This is a genomic window from Tessaracoccus sp. MC1679, assembly GCF_014164775.1.
Classification (GTDB): Bacteria; Actinomycetota; Actinomycetes; order Propionibacteriales; family Propionibacteriaceae; genus Arachnia.
In genome coordinates, this window is sequence record NZ_JACJGB010000001.1 from 151,343 (window position 1) to 167,782 (window position 16,440).

Genomic DNA, 16,440 nt, shown 5'->3' on the forward strand with positions numbered 1-16,440 from the left:
CGATCATTCGGGATCGATCACCAGCACCAGGTCGCCGCCCTCGAGCTGCGTGGTGCCGGTCAGGACGACTCGCTTGACCACGCCCGCGACGGGGGCGTTGATGGCGGCCTCCATCTTCATGGCCTCGATGGTGGCCACCTGATCCCCCACCGCGACCCTCGCGCCCTCATCGGCCGTCGGCGTGACTGCACCGCTGAACGGCGCCGCGACATGGCCCTTGTTCTTCGAATCGGCGCGCTCCGCCGTCGCCACCTCGGACTTGATCTTCAGGTCGCGCACCCGCACCGGGCGGATCTGTCCGTTGAGCAGGCACATCACGCTCCGCTTGCCGCGCTTGTCCGGCTCCGAGATCGCCTCGATGCCCACCAGCAGCGTGACGCCCTTCTCCAGCGTGATGGGGTACTCCTTGCCCCGCTCCATGCCGTACAGGTACGGCACGGTGGGCAGCACGGAGATGTCCCCGAAGTCCTCACGCTGCTGCTGGAACTCCTTCGTGGGGCCGGGGAACAGGAGCCGGTTGAGGGTCTCCTGACGGGTGCGGCCGGGCTGGGCGAGGAGGGCGAGGTCGTCGTCGGCCACCTCGGTCACGCGCGCTGGCGTGCGGCGGCCCTCGATTGCCTTGCTCCGGAACGGCTCGGGCCAGCCGCCGGCGGGCTCGCCCAGCTCGCCGTTGAGGAATCCGATCACCGAGTCCGGGATGTCGAAGCGTTGCGGGTCCGCCTCGAATGCGGCGGCCTCCGCGCCCACCGCCACCAGATGCAGGGCGAGGTCTCCCACCACCTTCGACGACGGGGTGACCTTCGTGGGCCGGCCGAGGATCTTGTCGGCCGCCTCGTACATGTCCTCGATGGCCTCGAACTTCTCCCCCAGGCCCAGCGCGATCGCCTGCTGGCGAAGGTTGGACAGCTGCCCCCCGGGGATCTCGTGGCTGTACACGCGGCCCGTCGGGGCGGGAAGCCCGGACTCGAACGGCCGGTACATCTTGCGCACCGCCTCCCAGTACGGCTCCAGGTCCAGCACAGCCTGTGGGTCCAGCTCGGACTGGCGCTCGGTCTGGTCCAGCGCCGCCACCAGTGCGGACATCGGGGGCTGCGACGTCGTCGAGCTCATCGCCGAGTTGGCCACGTCCACCGCGTCGACGCCGGCGTCGATGGCCGCCATCAGCGTGGCGAGCTGGCCGCCGGTGGTGTCGTGGGTGTGCAGGTGGACGGGCAGGTCGAACCGGTCACGCAGCGCTGTGACGAGCCGGCGGGCCGCCTCGGGACGCAGCAGGCCGGCCATGTCCTTGATGGCGATGATGTGCGCGCCGGCGTCGACGATCTGCTCGGCCAGCCGCAGGTAGTAGTCCAGCGTGTAGATCTTCTCGGCCGGGTCCAGGAGGTTGGAGGTGTAGCAGAGCGCCACCTCCGCCACCGACGGGGTGCCGCGCACGGCCTCGATCGCCGGGCGCATCTGCTCGACGTCGTTGAGGGCGTCGAAGATCCGGAAGATGTCCACGCCCGTGGCGGCCGCCTCCGCGACGAAGGCATTGGTCACCTCCGTGGGGTACGGGGTGTAGCCGACGGTGTTGCGGCCGCGCAGCAGCATCTGCAGGTTCTGGTTGGGCATGGCCTCGCGGAGCGTGGCGAGGCGCTCCCACGGGTCCTCACCGAGGAACCGCAGCGCCACATCGTAGGTGGCCCCACCCCAGCACTCCACCGAGAACATCTGCGGCAGCAGCCGCGCCTGGGTGGGGGCGACGGCGAGCAGGTCCCGCGTGCGCACCCGGGTGGCCAGCAGCGACTGGTGGGCGTCGCGGTAGGTGGTGTCGGTGATCCGCACGGGCACCGCCTCGCGCAGTTCCCGAGCGAAGCCCTCGGCGCCCAGCGCCAGCAACCGCTGGCGGGCGCCGTCGGGCGCGGGGGTGGCGAGGTCCACCTTCGGCAGCTTCGTCAGCGGCTCGAGCGTGGTGGGCGCCTCGCCGTTGGGCCGGTTGACCGTCACCTCGGCGAGGTGCCGCAGCAGCTTCGTGGCCCGGTCCGCCGGGGTGCGCGCGTGGAGGAGATAGGGCCGCTGGTCGATGAAAGCCGTCGTGACAGCGCCCTCTGCGAAGTCCGGATCATCCAGGACGGCGCGCAGGAAGGGGATGTTGGTGGCCACGCCACGGACGCGGAACTCCGCCAGCGCCCGGCGGGCGCGCGCGACGGCCATAGGGAAGTCGCGGCCCCGGGCGGTGAGCTTGACCAGCAGCGAATCGAAGTGGGGGCTGATCTCGACACCGGTCCCAGTGGTGCCGCCGTCGAGCCGGATGCCGGCCCCTGAAGCGGAGCGGTAGGCGGTGATGAGGCCGGTATCGGGGCGGAACGAGTTCTGCGGGTCCTCGGTGGTGATGCGGCACTGGAGCGCGGCCCCCCGGATCTGCAGCTCGTCCTGGCGTACGCCGATCTCATCCAGGGACTCGCCGGCGGCGATGCGCATCTGCGCCTGCACCAGATCGACGTCGGTGATCTCCTCGGTGACGGTGTGCTCCACCTGGATGCGTGGGTTCATCTCGATGAACACGTGACGCCCGGCGCGCTCGCCCTCGGTCTCCACGAGGAACTCGACGGTGCCGGCGCACGTGTAGTTGATGGCACGAGCGAACTTCACCGCGTCCGCAGTGAGAGCGTCGCGCAGCTCCTGCGAGATGTGGGGCGCGGGCGCGATCTCGATCACCTTCTGGTGCCGGCGCTGGATGGAGCAGTCCCGCTCGAAGAGGTGCACCACGTTGCCCTGGGTATCTGCCAGGATCTGGACCTCGATGTGTCGCGGTGCCGCGACGGCCTGCTCGATGAAGACGGTGGCGTCTCCGAACGCGGCCTCGGCCTCGCGCATGGCCGCGCCCAGTTCGTCGGCCAGCCTGGAGGGGTCGTCCACGCGGCGCATCCCGCGGCCCCCGCCGCCGGCGACCGCCTTGACGAAGACCGGGAATCCGATCTCCTCGGCGGCCTTGATCAGCTCGTCGGTGTCCGTGGACGGCGGGCAGGAGGCGAGGGTGGGGACGCCCACGCGGCGCGCCTCGGTGATGGCGCGCACCTTGTTGCCGGCCAGCGTCAATACGTCGGCGGAGGGGCCGATGAACGTGATGCCGTTGGCCGCGCAGGCCGAGGCGAGGTCCGGGTTCTCCGAGAGGAAGCCGTATCCGGGGTAGATGGCGTCCGAGCCGGACTCCTTGGCCGCGCGGATGATCTCGTCGATGTCCAGGTAGGCGCGGACCGGATGGCCCTCCTCCCCGATGAGGTAGGACTCCTGCGCCTTGATCCGGTGGTCCGCGTTGCGATCCTCGTACGGGAAGACGGCGACGGTGCGGAAGCCGAGTTCGTAGGCCGCGCGGAAGGCGCGGACGGCGATCTCGCCTCGATTGGCTACCAATACCTTCTGGAACATGGGCGACAGACTACCGGCCCACGCGGACGCGACACTGACGCTTCCATCGCCATCCGTGGTTGCTTGACGGATCCCGATGGGCTGTGTCGCGGCCGCGTGGGCCGGGAGGTTGGGCTCAGTTGATCAGGCCGATGAGGGCGCCTTGGATGAAGTAGATGACGAACAGCGCCGCCACCACGTACATCAGCGGGTGCACCTGCTTGGCGTGCCCCTTGACGAGCTTGATGAACACGTAGGCGAGGAAGCCGGCGCCGATGCCCGTGGTGATCGAGTAGGAGAACGGCATCAGGATGATGGTCAGGAACGCGGGGATGCCCACCTCGGCGTCGTTCCAGTCCACGTCCACCACCTGGGCGATCATGAGGAACCCGACGAAGACGAGGACCGGTGCGGCGGCCTCGGAGGGCACCATGTTGATCAGCGGCGCCAGGAAGATCGCCGCCAGGAAGGCAGCGCCGGTCACCACCGACGCGAGGCCCGTGCGGGCACCCTCGCCGACGCCAGCCGTCGACTCGATGTAGCAGGTGTTCGACGACACGGAGCCCAAGCCACCGGCCGCGGCGGCCACGGAGTCCACGAGCAGGATCTCGGTGGTGCGCGGCGGCATGCCGTGCTCGTCCAGCAGCCCACCCTCGCTGCCCACGGCCACGACGGTGCCCATGGTGTCGAAGAAGTCGGCCAGCAACAGGGAGAACACGAGGATGGCCAGCGCGAGGAAGTTGGTGATCGAGAACTCGCCCTCGGGGAAGAAGGCGCCGATCATGTCGACGCGGCCGATCAGGCCCAGGTCCGGCAGCAGGGCGAGGTTGGAGAGCTGCGGCACGTTGAGCGACCACCCGACGGGGTTGAGTCCGTCAGCGGTGAACTGCGGCCCGATCTTCGCGATGGCCTCGATGATCACCGCGGCGACCGTCGCCACGAGGATGGAGATGAGCATCGCGCCCTTGACGTTCAGCACGTGCAGCGCGATGAGCACCATGATGCCGAGGAAGAACACGGCGATGGGCCAGCCCATGAGCGAGCCGTTGATGCCTAGCTCGACGGGGGGCGCGCCGGCGGGCTTGCGCACGATGCCGGCGTTGATCAGGCCGACGAAGGCGATGAACAGGCCGATGCCGACGGAGATGGCCGTGCGCAGCGTCCGTGGGATGGCCTTGAAGACCGCCGTGCGGAAGCCGGTCAACACCAGGATGAAGATGAGGATGCCCTCCCACACCACCAGACCCATGGCCTGCGGCCAGGTCATCTGGGGCGCCAGGACGTAGGCGACCAGCGCATTGAGGCCCAGGCCGGTGGCCAGGCCCATCGGGAACCGGCCGATGACACCCATCGCGAGCGTGAGGAGGCCCGCGATCAGCGCCGTGGCCGCCGCGACCATGCCGATCGACTGGCCGACCGCCGCGTCGTTGACCACCGTCATGGCGGCGTCGGTGAACTTCGGCTGCCCCGAGATGAGGTTGCCGCTCTTGTCGACGGCGGTGCCGATGATGAGTGGGTTGAGGGCGATGATGTAGGCCATCGCGAAGAACGTCACCAGGCCGCCGCGGATCTCCCGACCGACGGTGGAGTGGCGCTTGGTGATCTCGAAGAATCCGTCGAGGCCGGATCGCGGGGGCTCGGTTTCTGGGTGCAGCCGTGCTGCCTTGGGAGTATTGGTAACCACGGACGGTTATCGTACGGCCTCGCGGCGCCGCGTCAGCACCAGCCCCGGGTTGTGGGCGGTGCCAGGCTCAGTCGAACAGGTTCTCGTCGATGGTGATGGTGTCGAACGACGGGGCCGGCAGCTCCCTGGCGCGCTCGGCGTCCACGACGTCCGAGTGCCCTCCGCAGCCGTGCTCCAACGACACCACGTGCGCGTCCCAGGGCGAGTACTGGTTGGTGCAGGCCCCGAACAGCGTGCCCAGTGAGCCTCGGAGCGCGACGAAGTAGCCGCAGGTCATGCACGGGGCGGGCGCCTCTCGGGAGCCCTCGTCGTCGGGCCCGGGCGGGCCTTCGAGCCAGCGTTCAGCCGCCTCGTCGCGGCCGAACCTGCTGAGCACCCGCGGGCGGCCCAGGCCGAGCTCGGCCACAGTGGTGCGCAGCTGCACCCATTCGGAGGTGTCCGCGTCCGCGGGCAGGTCCGTGGCAGCGAAGCCGGGCTCGAGCCTCGGATCATCGTCGGGGGTGGGCATCAGCGTGCCGGGGGTGATGTCCCCAGGCCCGATCCGATCGGCCCACGGCACCCACGCCGGCGCCTGGAGGGCACCGGGCAGCGGCAGCAGCACCACCTCGTTGACGGTGGCCTCCTTGGCGCGCGAGGCCCTCACAAGCGTGACCGCCCAATGCCAGTCCCGGTAGCCGGGGTGGAGGCTCTCGAACGAGTGGGTGACCACCCTGTCGCCGTCCTCCGCCAGCACGCCGAGGTGCTCGCCGACCGAGTCCCCGCCGCCCACCTCGACGGCGGCGGCGCGGGCCAGATCCACGGCCGAGGCCGCCACGACATCAAGCTTGGGCTTGGGCATCTGTCTTACAGCTCCAGTTCGTCGGCGACGCGGCGCAGCAGTTCGGCCACGCGCGTGGCGTGCTTGGTGTCCGGGTGCCTGCGATGGCGATAGTCGTTACCGATGCCGTCGAGCATCTTGATCAGGTCCTCGACGATCACCGCCATCTGCTCCGGGTCCTTGCGGGAGGCCTTGGACAGCGACGGCGGCAGCTCCAGCACCCGCAGGCTCAGCGCCTGCTCGCCCTTGCGGCCCTCGATCACGCCGAACTCGACGCGCTGCCCCGCCTTGAGCGCCTCGACGCCGGCGGGAAGCGCATTGGAGCGCACGTAGACATCGCCGCCGTCGTCCTTGGTGATGAACCCAAAGCCCTTCTCAGCGTCGAAGAATCGCACTTTACCGGTAGGCACGTCGCCCTCACTTGCACTAGGAGTAGTCAGAACGCGCAGTCTATCCGCTCCGGAGCGCCGAACCCCAATGGAGCCGCAGCCGCGTCAGCGCCCGCCGAGACCGGGGAGCGTGCGCTCTGTTTCGGCGATCTCCCGGAAGTACCCGGCGTTCCTCAGCCTGGACCCAGCCGCCTCGTCGACGATAATCACCGCCCGCGGATGGAACTGCAGGATCGAGGCCGGGCAGGAGGCCGCGACGGGGCCCTCGACCATCGCCGCGACAGCTGCCGCCTTGTGCTCTCCGGTGACCACCATGAGCGCCACGCGGGCCTCCATGATGGTACCCAGGCCCTGGGTGACGCAGTGCGACGGGACCTGTTCGGTGGCGTCGAAGAAGCGGGCATTGTCGCGGCGGGTCTCGGGAGTGAGCGTCTTGATCCGCGTGCGGGAGGCGAACGACGAGAAGGGCTCGTTGAAGCCGATGTGCCCGTTGGTGCCGATGCCGAGGATCTGGACGTCGACGCCCCCGACAGCCGCGATGGCCGCGTCGTAGCGGTCCGCCGCCGCCTGCAGGTCTGTCGCGGTGCCGTCGGGCACGCTCACCCTGGCGGGGTCCATCCGCAGAGGCTCGACGACGGTGCGGGTGATCACGCTGCGGTAGCTCTCGGGGTGCCCGGGGTCGATGCCCACGTACTCGTCCAGCGCGAACCCGAGGCCGTGCGACACGTCGAGCGTCCCGGCCTGGACGCGGCGGGCCAGCTCCTCGTAGAGGCGCAGCGGCGAGCTGCCCGTGGCCAGGCCGAGCACCGGGGTGGGGATTCCCTGCAGATACTGGGTCACCCGGTCCGCCGCCAGCTCACCCACGGCCTGCGCATCCGCGCACAGCACCACTTCCATCTTCCGGACCTCCGCCTCAACCGTGCGCAGCCAGGTCTGGCAGCGCGTCACGATGACAGTAGGCCCGGGCCAGCCAGAACGCGCGTTTTCTGATCACATGAGCGGAACATGAGCATCTTGAGTGCGCAGTCGCCTGCCCGCGTCAGGTGCCGGAGGCGTCGGTAGCATGGGGGCATGGCGAGTTGGAAGGACGGCGCGGCCTACGCGCCCACGGAGCGGCCCGAGGGCTTCGCCACCCCCCGCGTCGAGCCACTGCCCTCCGGGGACCAGTGGAAGTCCGCCACGCCCGGCCCGATCGCGGCGCCCTCGGGATTCGACGCGGCCCCCCAGGCTCCACTCGCACAACTGTCCAGCGGCCCGAAGCAGGCCAGGGACCCTCGGGACTCCTTCGCCGTCGCGGCGTCCGCGCTGACGCCGGGCCCGGGTGTCGCGGTGAAGCGGGACCCGCGCGACCCCATCGTCACCTCCGCACCCCAGCCCCTAGGGCGGGAATGGGCGAGCGCCATGGGGGACCAATTGCCGCCGCCCACCGGCCCAAGGCTCCCGCCGCCGGGCGAGTTGGCGCCCTCGCCGCCCCCGGCTGTTCCCCAACCCCTCGCGGAGGCGGCCCCCAGGCGCGCACAGCCACCCGCGCCATACCCGGCCCCGACGCCCACCGGCTACCCGACCCCCACTGGGTATCCGCCGCCCCCACCCGTCGGCCCGCCTCAACGCCCACTGGCCGCGCAGAAGCAGTTGGCCTTCATCGCCGGCGGGCTGTGCTTCCTCGGCTTCGTGCTGCCGTCGTTGTCGCCGTTCGTGCTGACGGCCGCCGGAGGACTCGGGATGCGCACCGAGGCGCTCACCGGCCGCGCGGGCCGCTCGGCGCTGGCGATCGGCCTGGCCACGCTTGGCTGGCAGCTGCTCATGGACACCCTCGGCAGAGACTCGCTGGTGGGAATGCTCGCCTCGCTGGTGTTCACGATCGTGTTCGTCGTCGGCGCCCTGCGCGCCTAGAGGTCCCCGGCTTCGATCGGCACCGTCGACTCCTCCACGTCACCCAGCTCCACGGGTTCCGGCCCGTCCCATCGCGCCAGGGCCGCGATCTGCGGCGGCCAGGTGTTCTCGGGCAGGTCGTCGAGGGGAAACCACCGCGTGGCCACGTGGCGGGAGCGTTCGCGCTCCGTGAGGCCCGCAGCCACCGGCTCGAACCACTGCGTGCGGTAGAGGAAGAACGTCTCGTCCTGAACCAGGATGCGGTCCGAGTAGCCACGGAACAGGCGCCGCACCGCGACGGGGCCGAGGAGCGCGCGCTCGTCGACGACCAGGCCGGTCTCCTCGTCGAGCTCACGCGCCGCAGCGGAACGGATCCTTTCGCGGGCCTCCACTCCCCCGCCCGGCGCCTGCCAGAATCGGGAGCCGGGAACCCCTGGGTCCACGTCGCCCATGAGGAGCACCTGATCCTCAGCGAGCACGATCACGCGCGCGGCCAGCCGGCGATGGACCGGGCGATCACCCATGGGGATGCCTGGTGTGGGCCACCTCGTCGTCAATGAGGTCGCGCCAGCTGGCCACCAGCTCCGAGTCGACGTATGCCTTGAAGGAGCGTCCCGGGCGGGCCGGGGAGCCGATGTGGAAGGATCTGACGCCGGCCCGGACCAGCCACGGCACGTGCTCGGGGGTCAGCCCGCCGCCGGCCATGATGAGGCGGGCCACGTCCGCATCAGCGCGGGCCCTGCGCACCAGGTCGTCGAGTCCGTGCTCGACACCGCGGGCGGACCCGGCGGTGAGGACCTGGTCCAGGCGGGCAAGCGTGCGCAGGTCGGCCCAGGCGCGATCGGGGTCCAGGCAGTGGTCGATGGCGCGATGAAAGGTCCACGGGAACGCGCCGTCGCCGACGAGCTCGCTGACCACTTCCTTGTCGATCCGGTTGAGGCCATTGAGGAAGCCCAGCACCACCCCGTCGGCGCCGGCGTCCAGGTAGCCGGCGATCAGGCCCTTCAGCCGGGTGACCTCGCCGCCGTCGGTGCCGAAGCCCGCGCGGAGACGCACCATGGGCCGGATCTGGATCGACGTGGCGCGGCGCACCTTCTCGACTGCTCGCGGCTCCGGGGAGAGCCCGTCGTCGTCCATGGTGCCGAGCAGCTCGATCCGGTCCGCACCGCCGGCCTCGGCCCGCTCGGCGTCTGCCGCGTGCAGTGCGATGACCTCCAGCAGATTCATGTGGCCATCTTGCCAACGCCGGGCCTCTGGCGTGCGGAGGCGCGCAGCGCGGAGCGCAGGGCGGCGTGGGCGTGCGCGCGCGGGATGCGCTCCTGTTCGAGGCGCAGGTCTCCGTCGCGGAGTGCGGAGAGCGTTCGGTGTTCGTCGGCGGTGAGGAAGCCGATCTCACCGCGGAACGGGCTGGGCTCGGTCCCCGCCCACTGGCCGTGCGCCTGCAGGGTCGCGGGGTCCATGAGGACCGAGCGGACGCTCGGCAGGGCAGCCCTCACCTGGCCGAGAATGAGCAGGCCGTAGGTGTCCACGTCACCCCAGTACCAGACCTCGTCCGCGCCACCGATCCACGGCACGTGGGCCAGTGACGGCGCCGAAAAGCCCATGCCGTGCACCGCGACGGTGCCTGGTAGGTCGGGCAGCGCCAGCAGCGAGGTGAGGTTCTCCACCAGCAGCACGCGGCCCGCGGCCGTCAGGGACGCCATCCCTGAGATTCCGACGGCGAACTCTCGCGGGCCGTCGGTGAGAGTGGAGTCCAGGTACCGGACGCGGAACACGGGTCTGTGCCTGCGGAGCCCGGCCGCGCCACCGACGATCCCCTCGTGGAGCGCGTCCACCAGCCCCCGATGCCGTTCGAGCCATTTGGAGTCGATGCCGGTCACCGGCAGTTCACGTTCCCACAGTCCTGATTCCGGGTGCGCCTCCAGCCAGCCGAGCACCGCCAGCAGCCTGGTCACATCCTCTTCGCCAAGCTTCCCAAGGCTCTTGGCGGCTTCCCGCACCGATGCCGTCAGGTCCCGGTCCGGCCACGCGCGGCGCAGCATGCCCACTGCCTCGGCTGCCCGCGCCCAGGTCTGGCGCTCACCGGCCAGCGACGCCATCGCTGCGGGCTCTGCCGTCACCCTGGCCGGGAGCCGTTGGCGCCCAAAAGTCCCCGACCGGCGCTCGACCCACTCCACGACCAGCCCCGGCGTCTGCTCGACGGCGGCCCAGTGGGCCACCTCGCGGGCGATCCCGTCGGGGTCCGCCGCGAGCTCGCGCTCAGTGGGCGGGTGCAGCGGCCACGACAACCGGGATGAGTCGGGGTTCGCGAGCCAGTCCGGCCAGTGTGTGCGCCATCGGCGGACCGCCCAGCCCTGGAGGTCCGTGACCGTTCTCACAGCAGGACCTCCTGGGCGCCCTCCGAGCCCGCGATCGGGGCGTCGACGTCGTAATGCAGCTCCTGCAGCGCGGAGCCTCGGCCCGGCTCGTTGGTGACCATGACGACGCCGCCGACATAGTCGTCGATGGTCTGCAGCATCTTCATCGGGGTGGCGAGGAGCAGCTGGAAGCCGAAGGAGCGGAACACCTCCAGGCCGGCCTGGGTGAAGGTGTGGTCCGCCTTGTCGAAGGCTTCGTCGATGACTACGAGCGCGTAGGTGGGCTCGGTCCTTCCCGGCGGGGCGAGCTGGAACCGCAGCGCGGCCGCGAGGCAGAAGGTGACGAGCTTCTGCCGTTCACCGCCGGACCTGCCGCCCGAGCCTGTGAACACGTCCAGCTGAACACCGTCGGCGTCCATCACCCGCGCCTGGAAGGCGACGTGCTGGCGCGTGTCCAGGCACCGCTCACGCCACGCCCTGTCAGCGGCATCGGCCGATCCCAGCCGCTGGAGCAGGCCCTGCATAAGGACGAACCGGGCCTCGGCCGCCTCTCGCTCCTGGGGTGAACCGGCGGCCACAGAGTCCATCACCGACCCGGACGTGATCGCGTTGAGCGTGGCCAGGAAGGTGTCCACATCCGGCAGGGACCTGTCCCGCACTTCGATCTGCAGAAACCCCGTGGGTGAGAACGCCGTCATCAGCAGCGACTTGTTCACCTCGTCAACGCGGCTGCGGATCTCCCGCCTGGCCCCCCTGATCATCATGGCCAGTTGGCTGACGTTGTTGCGCGCCTGGCTCTGCAGCAGCGAGAAGAACCGCTCCTCGAACTCGGGAAGCCGGTCCGACTCGAGGTCCTCGAGGCGCTGCAGGTACTCCGGGAGGTAGTCGACGGTGTCTCCCCAGTCCGCCGCCTGGTTCTGCCAGCCACGGCCGTACTCCGCCATGGCCGTGGCGGCCGCACGCTCCGCCTTCGCCGTGCGCCGCTGAATGGCCTCGGCCACGTCTCGGAACTCAGCCCGCATCGCGACCTCGGCCCTCTCCTCGGGCACCGCCAGGCGCAGGAGCCTCGAGTCCAGAGCCGCGGACACCCCCTCCGGCACCGTGGGGGCCCCGTCGATGTCGGCCTGCCAACGCTCGATGCTGCTGAGGAGCCGCGCCACGACCAAGGCCTTCTCGTCGTGCCGCCCAACCAGCCTCCGCCGGTCCTGCTCGGCCCGGCTGTGCGCGGCAAGGGCGCGGTCCCGCTCGGCCTCACGCTGGCGCAGATCGCTGTGCGACTCGCGCAACTGGTCCAGCTCCCGCTCGACACTCCTGAGCTGTGCCTCCACCGGTGCCGCGTCCACCGAGTCCCACGCGAAACCGGCCAACCGACCGAGCGCAGCCTCCAGACCGCGCAGCCGCCGCTCCCCCTCGTCGAGTTCCGTGAGGCGCTGCTCCACCTCGGCCAGCTCACGCTCTGCCACGCCAAGCCGCTCGACGAGCTCTGCCTCCTTCGCCTCCGTCGAGAATCCGAGCACCCAGCGGGAGCGGTCCTCGACTCTGCGGCGATCGTCCTTCTCGTGGAGAGCCGCGGAGTGCTTGACCTGGCCCTGGCGGGTGACCGCCCGCTCCACCCCGGCGAACCCTGCCGGGCTCGGCACGCACGCGTAGTCGTAGCGGCGCATCAGCCGATCCGCCAGCCAGCCCGCGAACGGACCCTCCGCGATGTCCACCTTCGCCACCAGCGATCCGCCGGGGGCGCTGACCTCCGCAGCAACCGGCTCCGCGGCCCGGACCCGCTCGTACACGAGCCGGGTACCGAGGAACTCGCCGTCGATGAACTCCGCGGCCGCGAGATAGTGCTGCTCGGGTATGACGAGGGTACGCGCCAGAGATCCCAGCACTCGCTCGATGGCCCCGGTCCACCCCGCCTCATCCGCCTTCACCTGGATCAGTTCGCCGACGAAGGGCAGCCGCGTCTCTTCGACGTGCAGTAGACCGGCGAGCCGCTCCCGCACGTGCAGGAGGCGGGCATCGAGGTTGGAGCGGTGGCGCCTGAGCGCGGTCAGCTCCTCGTCGAGACCGTCGCGCTTCCGCACCAGGTCTCCCTTGCGGGTCAGGACGTCGAACTGCCCGGCACGCTGGCGGGCGCGGTCTGCGGCGAGTCCGCTGGCGCGCTCCTGGAGCCGCCCACCGAAGGAGACGGCCTCGACGGCGTCGCCGGGGAACGCGAGTCCGAGCTCAGCGGCGGCGGCCGCATACTCCTCGGCGCGGGAGTTCCGCTGGTCGCGGCTGCTCTGCAGGGCCGTGCGCAGCTCCTCCAACGCCCCCACCCGGGCGCCGCCGGACTGCTCAACGGCGCGTTCGGTGCGGCGCACGTCGTCGGCTGCCTCATCGAGGGCGGTTTCGGCGATCCGCACCTCGGCAGCGAGCCTCTCCAGAACCGGCGCCTCGCGATCCAACTCAGCCCGGGCGCCCGTCAGCCTCCGCACCAGGACCCAGGTGCCCAGGTACTCCTCCTCAGCGGCCAGCGCCGTCCGCTCAGCATCCAACGCACGCAGCTGGGCGTCGACGGCCCGCAACGGGGTCAGTGTCTCCACCTGGCGGCGGGCATCCACCACCGAGGCGTGCGCGAGCCGAAGCTCCTCAAACTGTTCGACGGTGGCGTCGCTCAACTTGAACGTCTCGGGGAGGTCCAGCATGAAATCCCGGAAGAGGTTGTCCAGGTTGGTGAGGTTCTTCGCCGACTGGGTTTTGTGCAGCAGGATCTGAGCCTGCTGGCTGCCCATCCCCAGCACCCGCCTGAACTTCGTCGAGAAGGCGGTGTAGGCGTCTGCGCTGTAGCAGTCCCAGTGCGGGAACGCGGCGCTCACCCGACGGTTCTCGATCCCGTTCTCGACGTAGCTCTTGAGCGTGAGGACGTCCACCGGCTCGGGCGCCAGGATGTACATGCTCTTGAGGTCCCGTGCATCCGTGGATGAGGCGCGGATGTGAAACAGGCGCACCAGGGTGGAGACCGTGCCGGCCGAGTCCGCGTACGTGAGCGCGACAGCGCTCCAGGTGGGGCCCCTGCGGAGGAACGCCGTGCCCACTTCGCCGGTCTCCTCGTCCGTCTCGCGCTTGTGGGCGCCGCGGACGTAGGTGAGGAGGCTTCGCTCACGGTCCCCCGTGTCGGTGCCTTGGGCGGCGGCGTTGAACCGCATCCGGCCCGGCGGCACCAGCAGGGCGGCCATCGCGTCCAGCAGCGAGGACTTGCCCGCGCCCGACGGGCCAGTCAGCAGCATGCCCTTCCACGGCACAGCGAAACTCCATTCGCCGCCGAAGGTGCCCCAGTTGACCACCTGCACGCGCCGCAGGCGATGCTGACTCACGATTCCACCAGCCTGGAGAGGTCTGCGGTGACCGCGGCCACCTCGTCGGAGCCGAAGACCAGCGCCAGGACCGGAGAGATCTCCCACCGGTCCTCCGTGCCCGCTGTCAGGAGCACCGAGTTCTTCGTCATCTTGTTGATCGAGGCCGTGATGCGGTCCGCGAAGCCCTTCTTGTCCGTGGCGACGAGCCGCTGGTAGGAGCGCAGCTGGTCCTCGATCTCATCGCGCCCCACGAAGGTGCGGCTGGCCGAGCCCTGACCGGCGAGCAGCCGCCGGCGCAGAAACAGCACCAGGGCAGTGTCGAGAACGGTCAGTCGGTGTGCGCGCACCACCTTGGGCGCATCGTCGATCTCGAGGTTGCGCACAAACGCCACCCCGGCGTCCAGGTCCAGCACCAGATCAAGGTAGAGGTCCGCCAGCCGGGTCCGCACCACGGCCTCGTGACGCACCAGCGCGGACCACACCTTCGTCTGCTCATCTGCGCGCAGGTACGGGCCACGGATGAGGCTCAGCAGGACTCGGCGCGTGGCCGGATCCAGCTCGCCGTGATCCACGGGCGGCTCGACGGGAGCGTCATCGAACTCGTCGACAACCTCATCAGCGCGCCGCGGGGCCGGCTGCAACGTCATGGGCACTCCACTCTGGCGGTACTTGTGTGAAAACGTAGCGCGGAGCACTGACAGTTCGTGGGGAGCCCGCCTGCGAGGTCCACGTCCACGGCTCGGAACCAGGTGCCCTCGAGGCCTGCTGCTCGGCCAGCAGGAGGAGCCCGACGACGGTGGCCAGGCCCTGGGTCGCGGGGTGGCGGGCAAGCACGTCGCCGACGGTGGGCGCGGGGAGCGCGTCGAGGGTGTCGGCCACGTTGTGCTGGAGCTCTGAGAAGTCGATCTCGGTGAGCCTCACCAAGGCCTTCAGCCGCTCCAGGTCCAGCTCGAGCACCTCCCCGCGGAGGACATCTGCGGTGGCGCGCATGTCCGCCGGGTTCTCCAGTGTCCAGCTTCCGATGGACGAGAGGGACATCGAGGTGAGGTCCAGGTCTCGGCCGATCTCCGTGGTGGGGTGCACGCGCGCCATCACGCGCAGCACCACCTGCTCCGCGCGGGACAGCGCGTCAGCCAGCCGCTTGTGTTCGCGATACTCCTGGGTCTCGACGAATCGTCGAAGGCTCCGCGAGAAGTCGGTCAGGCTTTGGCGCACCTGGGCGCTCTCCCGCTGCAGGACGACGAGGAACTGGCGCAGGAAGGCCGCGTCGGCTGCCGGCAACTCCAGGGTGAAGGGGCGCTCGAGCACCGCGTCGACGGCGCGATGGAAGGTGTCCGACAACACAGGGTCCAGGAGGAGTTCGTGGAACGCGCCGAAGGTTCGCCCGGCCTCGGAATTCTCGATCAGGTCCACGCCCGCGAAAACCTCGTCGAGTACGCCGCCGCGGGCGCCCTCGTTGTTGATGATCTGCTCCCTCAGGGAGGAGTTGAGAGCCTCAAGATCGTCGGCCACCTTCGCGAAGTCACCGGGCACCTCACCGGCAAGGCGCAGGATCTCCTGAAGACGCTCCCGGGCCAGTGCGTCGTCGAGCACAGGGATCTCGCCGGACTCGATGCGGCGAATCTCGTCGTCCAGCTCAGCCCGCCTGGCGTGCAGCGCCTCGAGCCGGGTAGCCGGGTCTGTGTCCGACTCGGCCGCCAGCGCGCCCAGCAGCCCGGTCACGGTGCTGAGGCGCGACGACGTCACGGCCGAGTGAGGCTGCTCCACCGCCCCGACGAAACGCACCGCGTCCGCGGCGCCGCGGGACAGCTCGACGGACTCTTCGCGAGCCGCGGTGGGCCGCCGGATGAGGTACCCGTCGCGGATCCAGTCCCCCACATACTCCTGCGCGGTGCGAGGGAGGGTAAAGCCGATGTCGCGCAGTTCGTCGAGGTCCTCGGCCACCTGGGTGATGAACTCGCCGTAGGCGAGCGAGCGTCGATCGCCGAACCTGCTGACGAGGATGGCGACCACCACTGGCATGAGTTCAGCGCGCACAAGCTTCATGCTGGCGGTCTCCGCCGCCCGCCTGGCGCCGGTCGCGCCGGCCGCTACGCCCACCATCTCGATGCTCGTGATCACACGACGGGTCGGGCCGCCTTCTGCTCCGACCGCTCGGCCAGTACCTTCTTGAACAGCACCATGGGCAGCAGGATGGCTGCGAGAAGCACGGACACCCACACGATCAGCGGCGCCAGCACCCAGGTGGTCACCCCCTCGATCCGGAGACCGCCGGTGAACAGCGTGGTGAGGAACAGCCCGACGAAGGTGGTCACCAACGCGATACCGCCCCGCAGCGCGGGCATGTGCGTGACGGCCATCTTGAGGACGAAGGGTCCGAGGAGCACCTCGATGGCCGTGAAGAACACCACGCTGAAGACGAACCCGAGCGGCTGGAGGTGGAACCCCTCGAGGACGAGCGAGGCAACCAGGAGCCCCACGGCGTTGCCCAGCAGGTGCAGCGCCGTCGACGCGAGGAATCGAAGCATGATGGCCCTTCCGACAGGTCGCGGCGGACCCGCCGTCGACACGCCGACGAGTCTAGTGGGCAGCACAGGAGGGCGGC

General features: G+C 70.1%; 13 protein-coding genes. 1 reads left to right on the forward strand and 12 read right to left on the reverse strand.

Translation table 11 applies throughout. The annotated features are described in order from the left end of the window. Window positions 1-3 precede the first annotated feature (3 nt). The 5 genes from H5398_RS00760 to nagB form a co-directional block, all read right to left on the reverse strand. A complete protein-coding gene (locus H5398_RS00760) occupies window positions 4-3,405 on the reverse strand; it encodes a pyruvate carboxylase (protein ID WP_182798640.1) in 3,402 nt (1,133 codons plus the stop codon). A gap of 115 nt (window positions 3,406-3,520) precedes the next feature. Beyond that, window positions 3,521-5,068 (reverse strand): NCS2 family permease, encoded by a 1,548-nt coding sequence (locus H5398_RS00765; RefSeq protein WP_370585677.1) that lies wholly within the window; start codon window positions 5,066-5,068, stop codon window positions 3,521-3,523. Window positions 5,069-5,135: 67 nt separating this feature from the next. Beyond that, window positions 5,136-5,906 (reverse strand): DUF3027 domain-containing protein, encoded by a 771-nt coding sequence (locus tag H5398_RS00770; RefSeq protein WP_182781726.1) that lies wholly within the window; start codon window positions 5,904-5,906, stop codon window positions 5,136-5,138. 5 nt (window positions 5,907-5,911) lie between these two features. Further along, the gene (locus H5398_RS00775; RefSeq protein WP_182781725.1) at window positions 5,912-6,295 is read right to left on the reverse strand and encodes a cold-shock protein; all 384 of its coding nucleotides are present in this window, start codon (window positions 6,293-6,295) and stop codon (window positions 5,912-5,914) included. Between the two features lie 84 nt (window positions 6,296-6,379). Beyond that, window positions 6,380-7,171, reverse strand: coding sequence for a glucosamine-6-phosphate deaminase (gene nagB, locus H5398_RS00780; RefSeq protein WP_182781724.1), 792 nt, complete (start codon window positions 7,169-7,171; stop codon window positions 6,380-6,382). Window positions 7,172-7,345: 174 nt separating this feature from the next. Between nagB and H5398_RS00785 the strand changes: the two genes are divergently transcribed. Next, complete coding sequence (locus H5398_RS00785) at window positions 7,346-8,167, forward strand: hypothetical protein (RefSeq protein WP_182798641.1); 822 nt, start codon at window positions 7,346-7,348, stop codon at window positions 8,165-8,167. Here the strand turns inward: H5398_RS00785 and H5398_RS00790 are convergent. From H5398_RS00790 to H5398_RS00820, 7 genes are read right to left on the reverse strand one after another with little or no spacing between them, the layout of a single operon-like run. Further along, the gene (locus H5398_RS00790; protein WP_182798642.1) at window positions 8,164-8,670 is read right to left on the reverse strand and encodes an NUDIX hydrolase; all 507 of its coding nucleotides are present in this window, start codon (window positions 8,668-8,670) and stop codon (window positions 8,164-8,166) included. The two genes, H5398_RS00785 and H5398_RS00790, sit on opposite strands and share 4 nt — an antisense overlap. Next, window positions 8,663-9,373: a copper homeostasis protein CutC gene (locus H5398_RS00795; protein ID WP_182798643.1), complete on the reverse strand. Its 711-nt coding sequence runs from the start codon at window positions 9,371-9,373 to the stop codon at window positions 8,663-8,665. The genes H5398_RS00790 and H5398_RS00795 overlap by 8 nt, the downstream gene beginning before the upstream one ends. Then, window positions 9,370-10,524 (reverse strand): DUF3322 domain-containing protein, encoded by a 1,155-nt coding sequence (locus tag H5398_RS17620; RefSeq protein WP_182798644.1) that lies wholly within the window; start codon window positions 10,522-10,524, stop codon window positions 9,370-9,372. The genes H5398_RS00795 and H5398_RS17620 overlap by 4 nt, the downstream gene beginning before the upstream one ends. After that, window positions 10,521-13,853, reverse strand: a complete 3,333-nt coding sequence (locus H5398_RS00805; RefSeq protein ID WP_182798645.1) for an SbcC/MukB-like Walker B domain-containing protein — start codon at window positions 13,851-13,853, stop codon at window positions 10,521-10,523. The genes H5398_RS17620 and H5398_RS00805 overlap by 4 nt, the downstream gene beginning before the upstream one ends. Then, window positions 13,850-14,482: a DUF4194 domain-containing protein gene (locus tag H5398_RS00810; protein ID WP_182781718.1), complete on the reverse strand. Its 633-nt coding sequence runs from the start codon at window positions 14,480-14,482 to the stop codon at window positions 13,850-13,852. Before H5398_RS00810 ends, H5398_RS00805 begins: the two co-directional genes overlap by 4 nt. Further along, window positions 14,451-15,956: a DUF3375 domain-containing protein gene (locus H5398_RS00815; RefSeq protein ID WP_182781717.1), complete on the reverse strand. Its 1,506-nt coding sequence runs from the start codon at window positions 15,954-15,956 to the stop codon at window positions 14,451-14,453. Before H5398_RS00815 ends, H5398_RS00810 begins: the two co-directional genes overlap by 32 nt. Further along, entirely contained in the window at window positions 15,953-16,363 is a 411-nt protein-coding gene (locus H5398_RS00820) for a phage holin family protein (protein ID WP_182781716.1), read from the reverse strand. Before H5398_RS00820 ends, H5398_RS00815 begins: the two co-directional genes overlap by 4 nt. Window positions 16,364-16,440 lie beyond the last annotated feature (77 nt).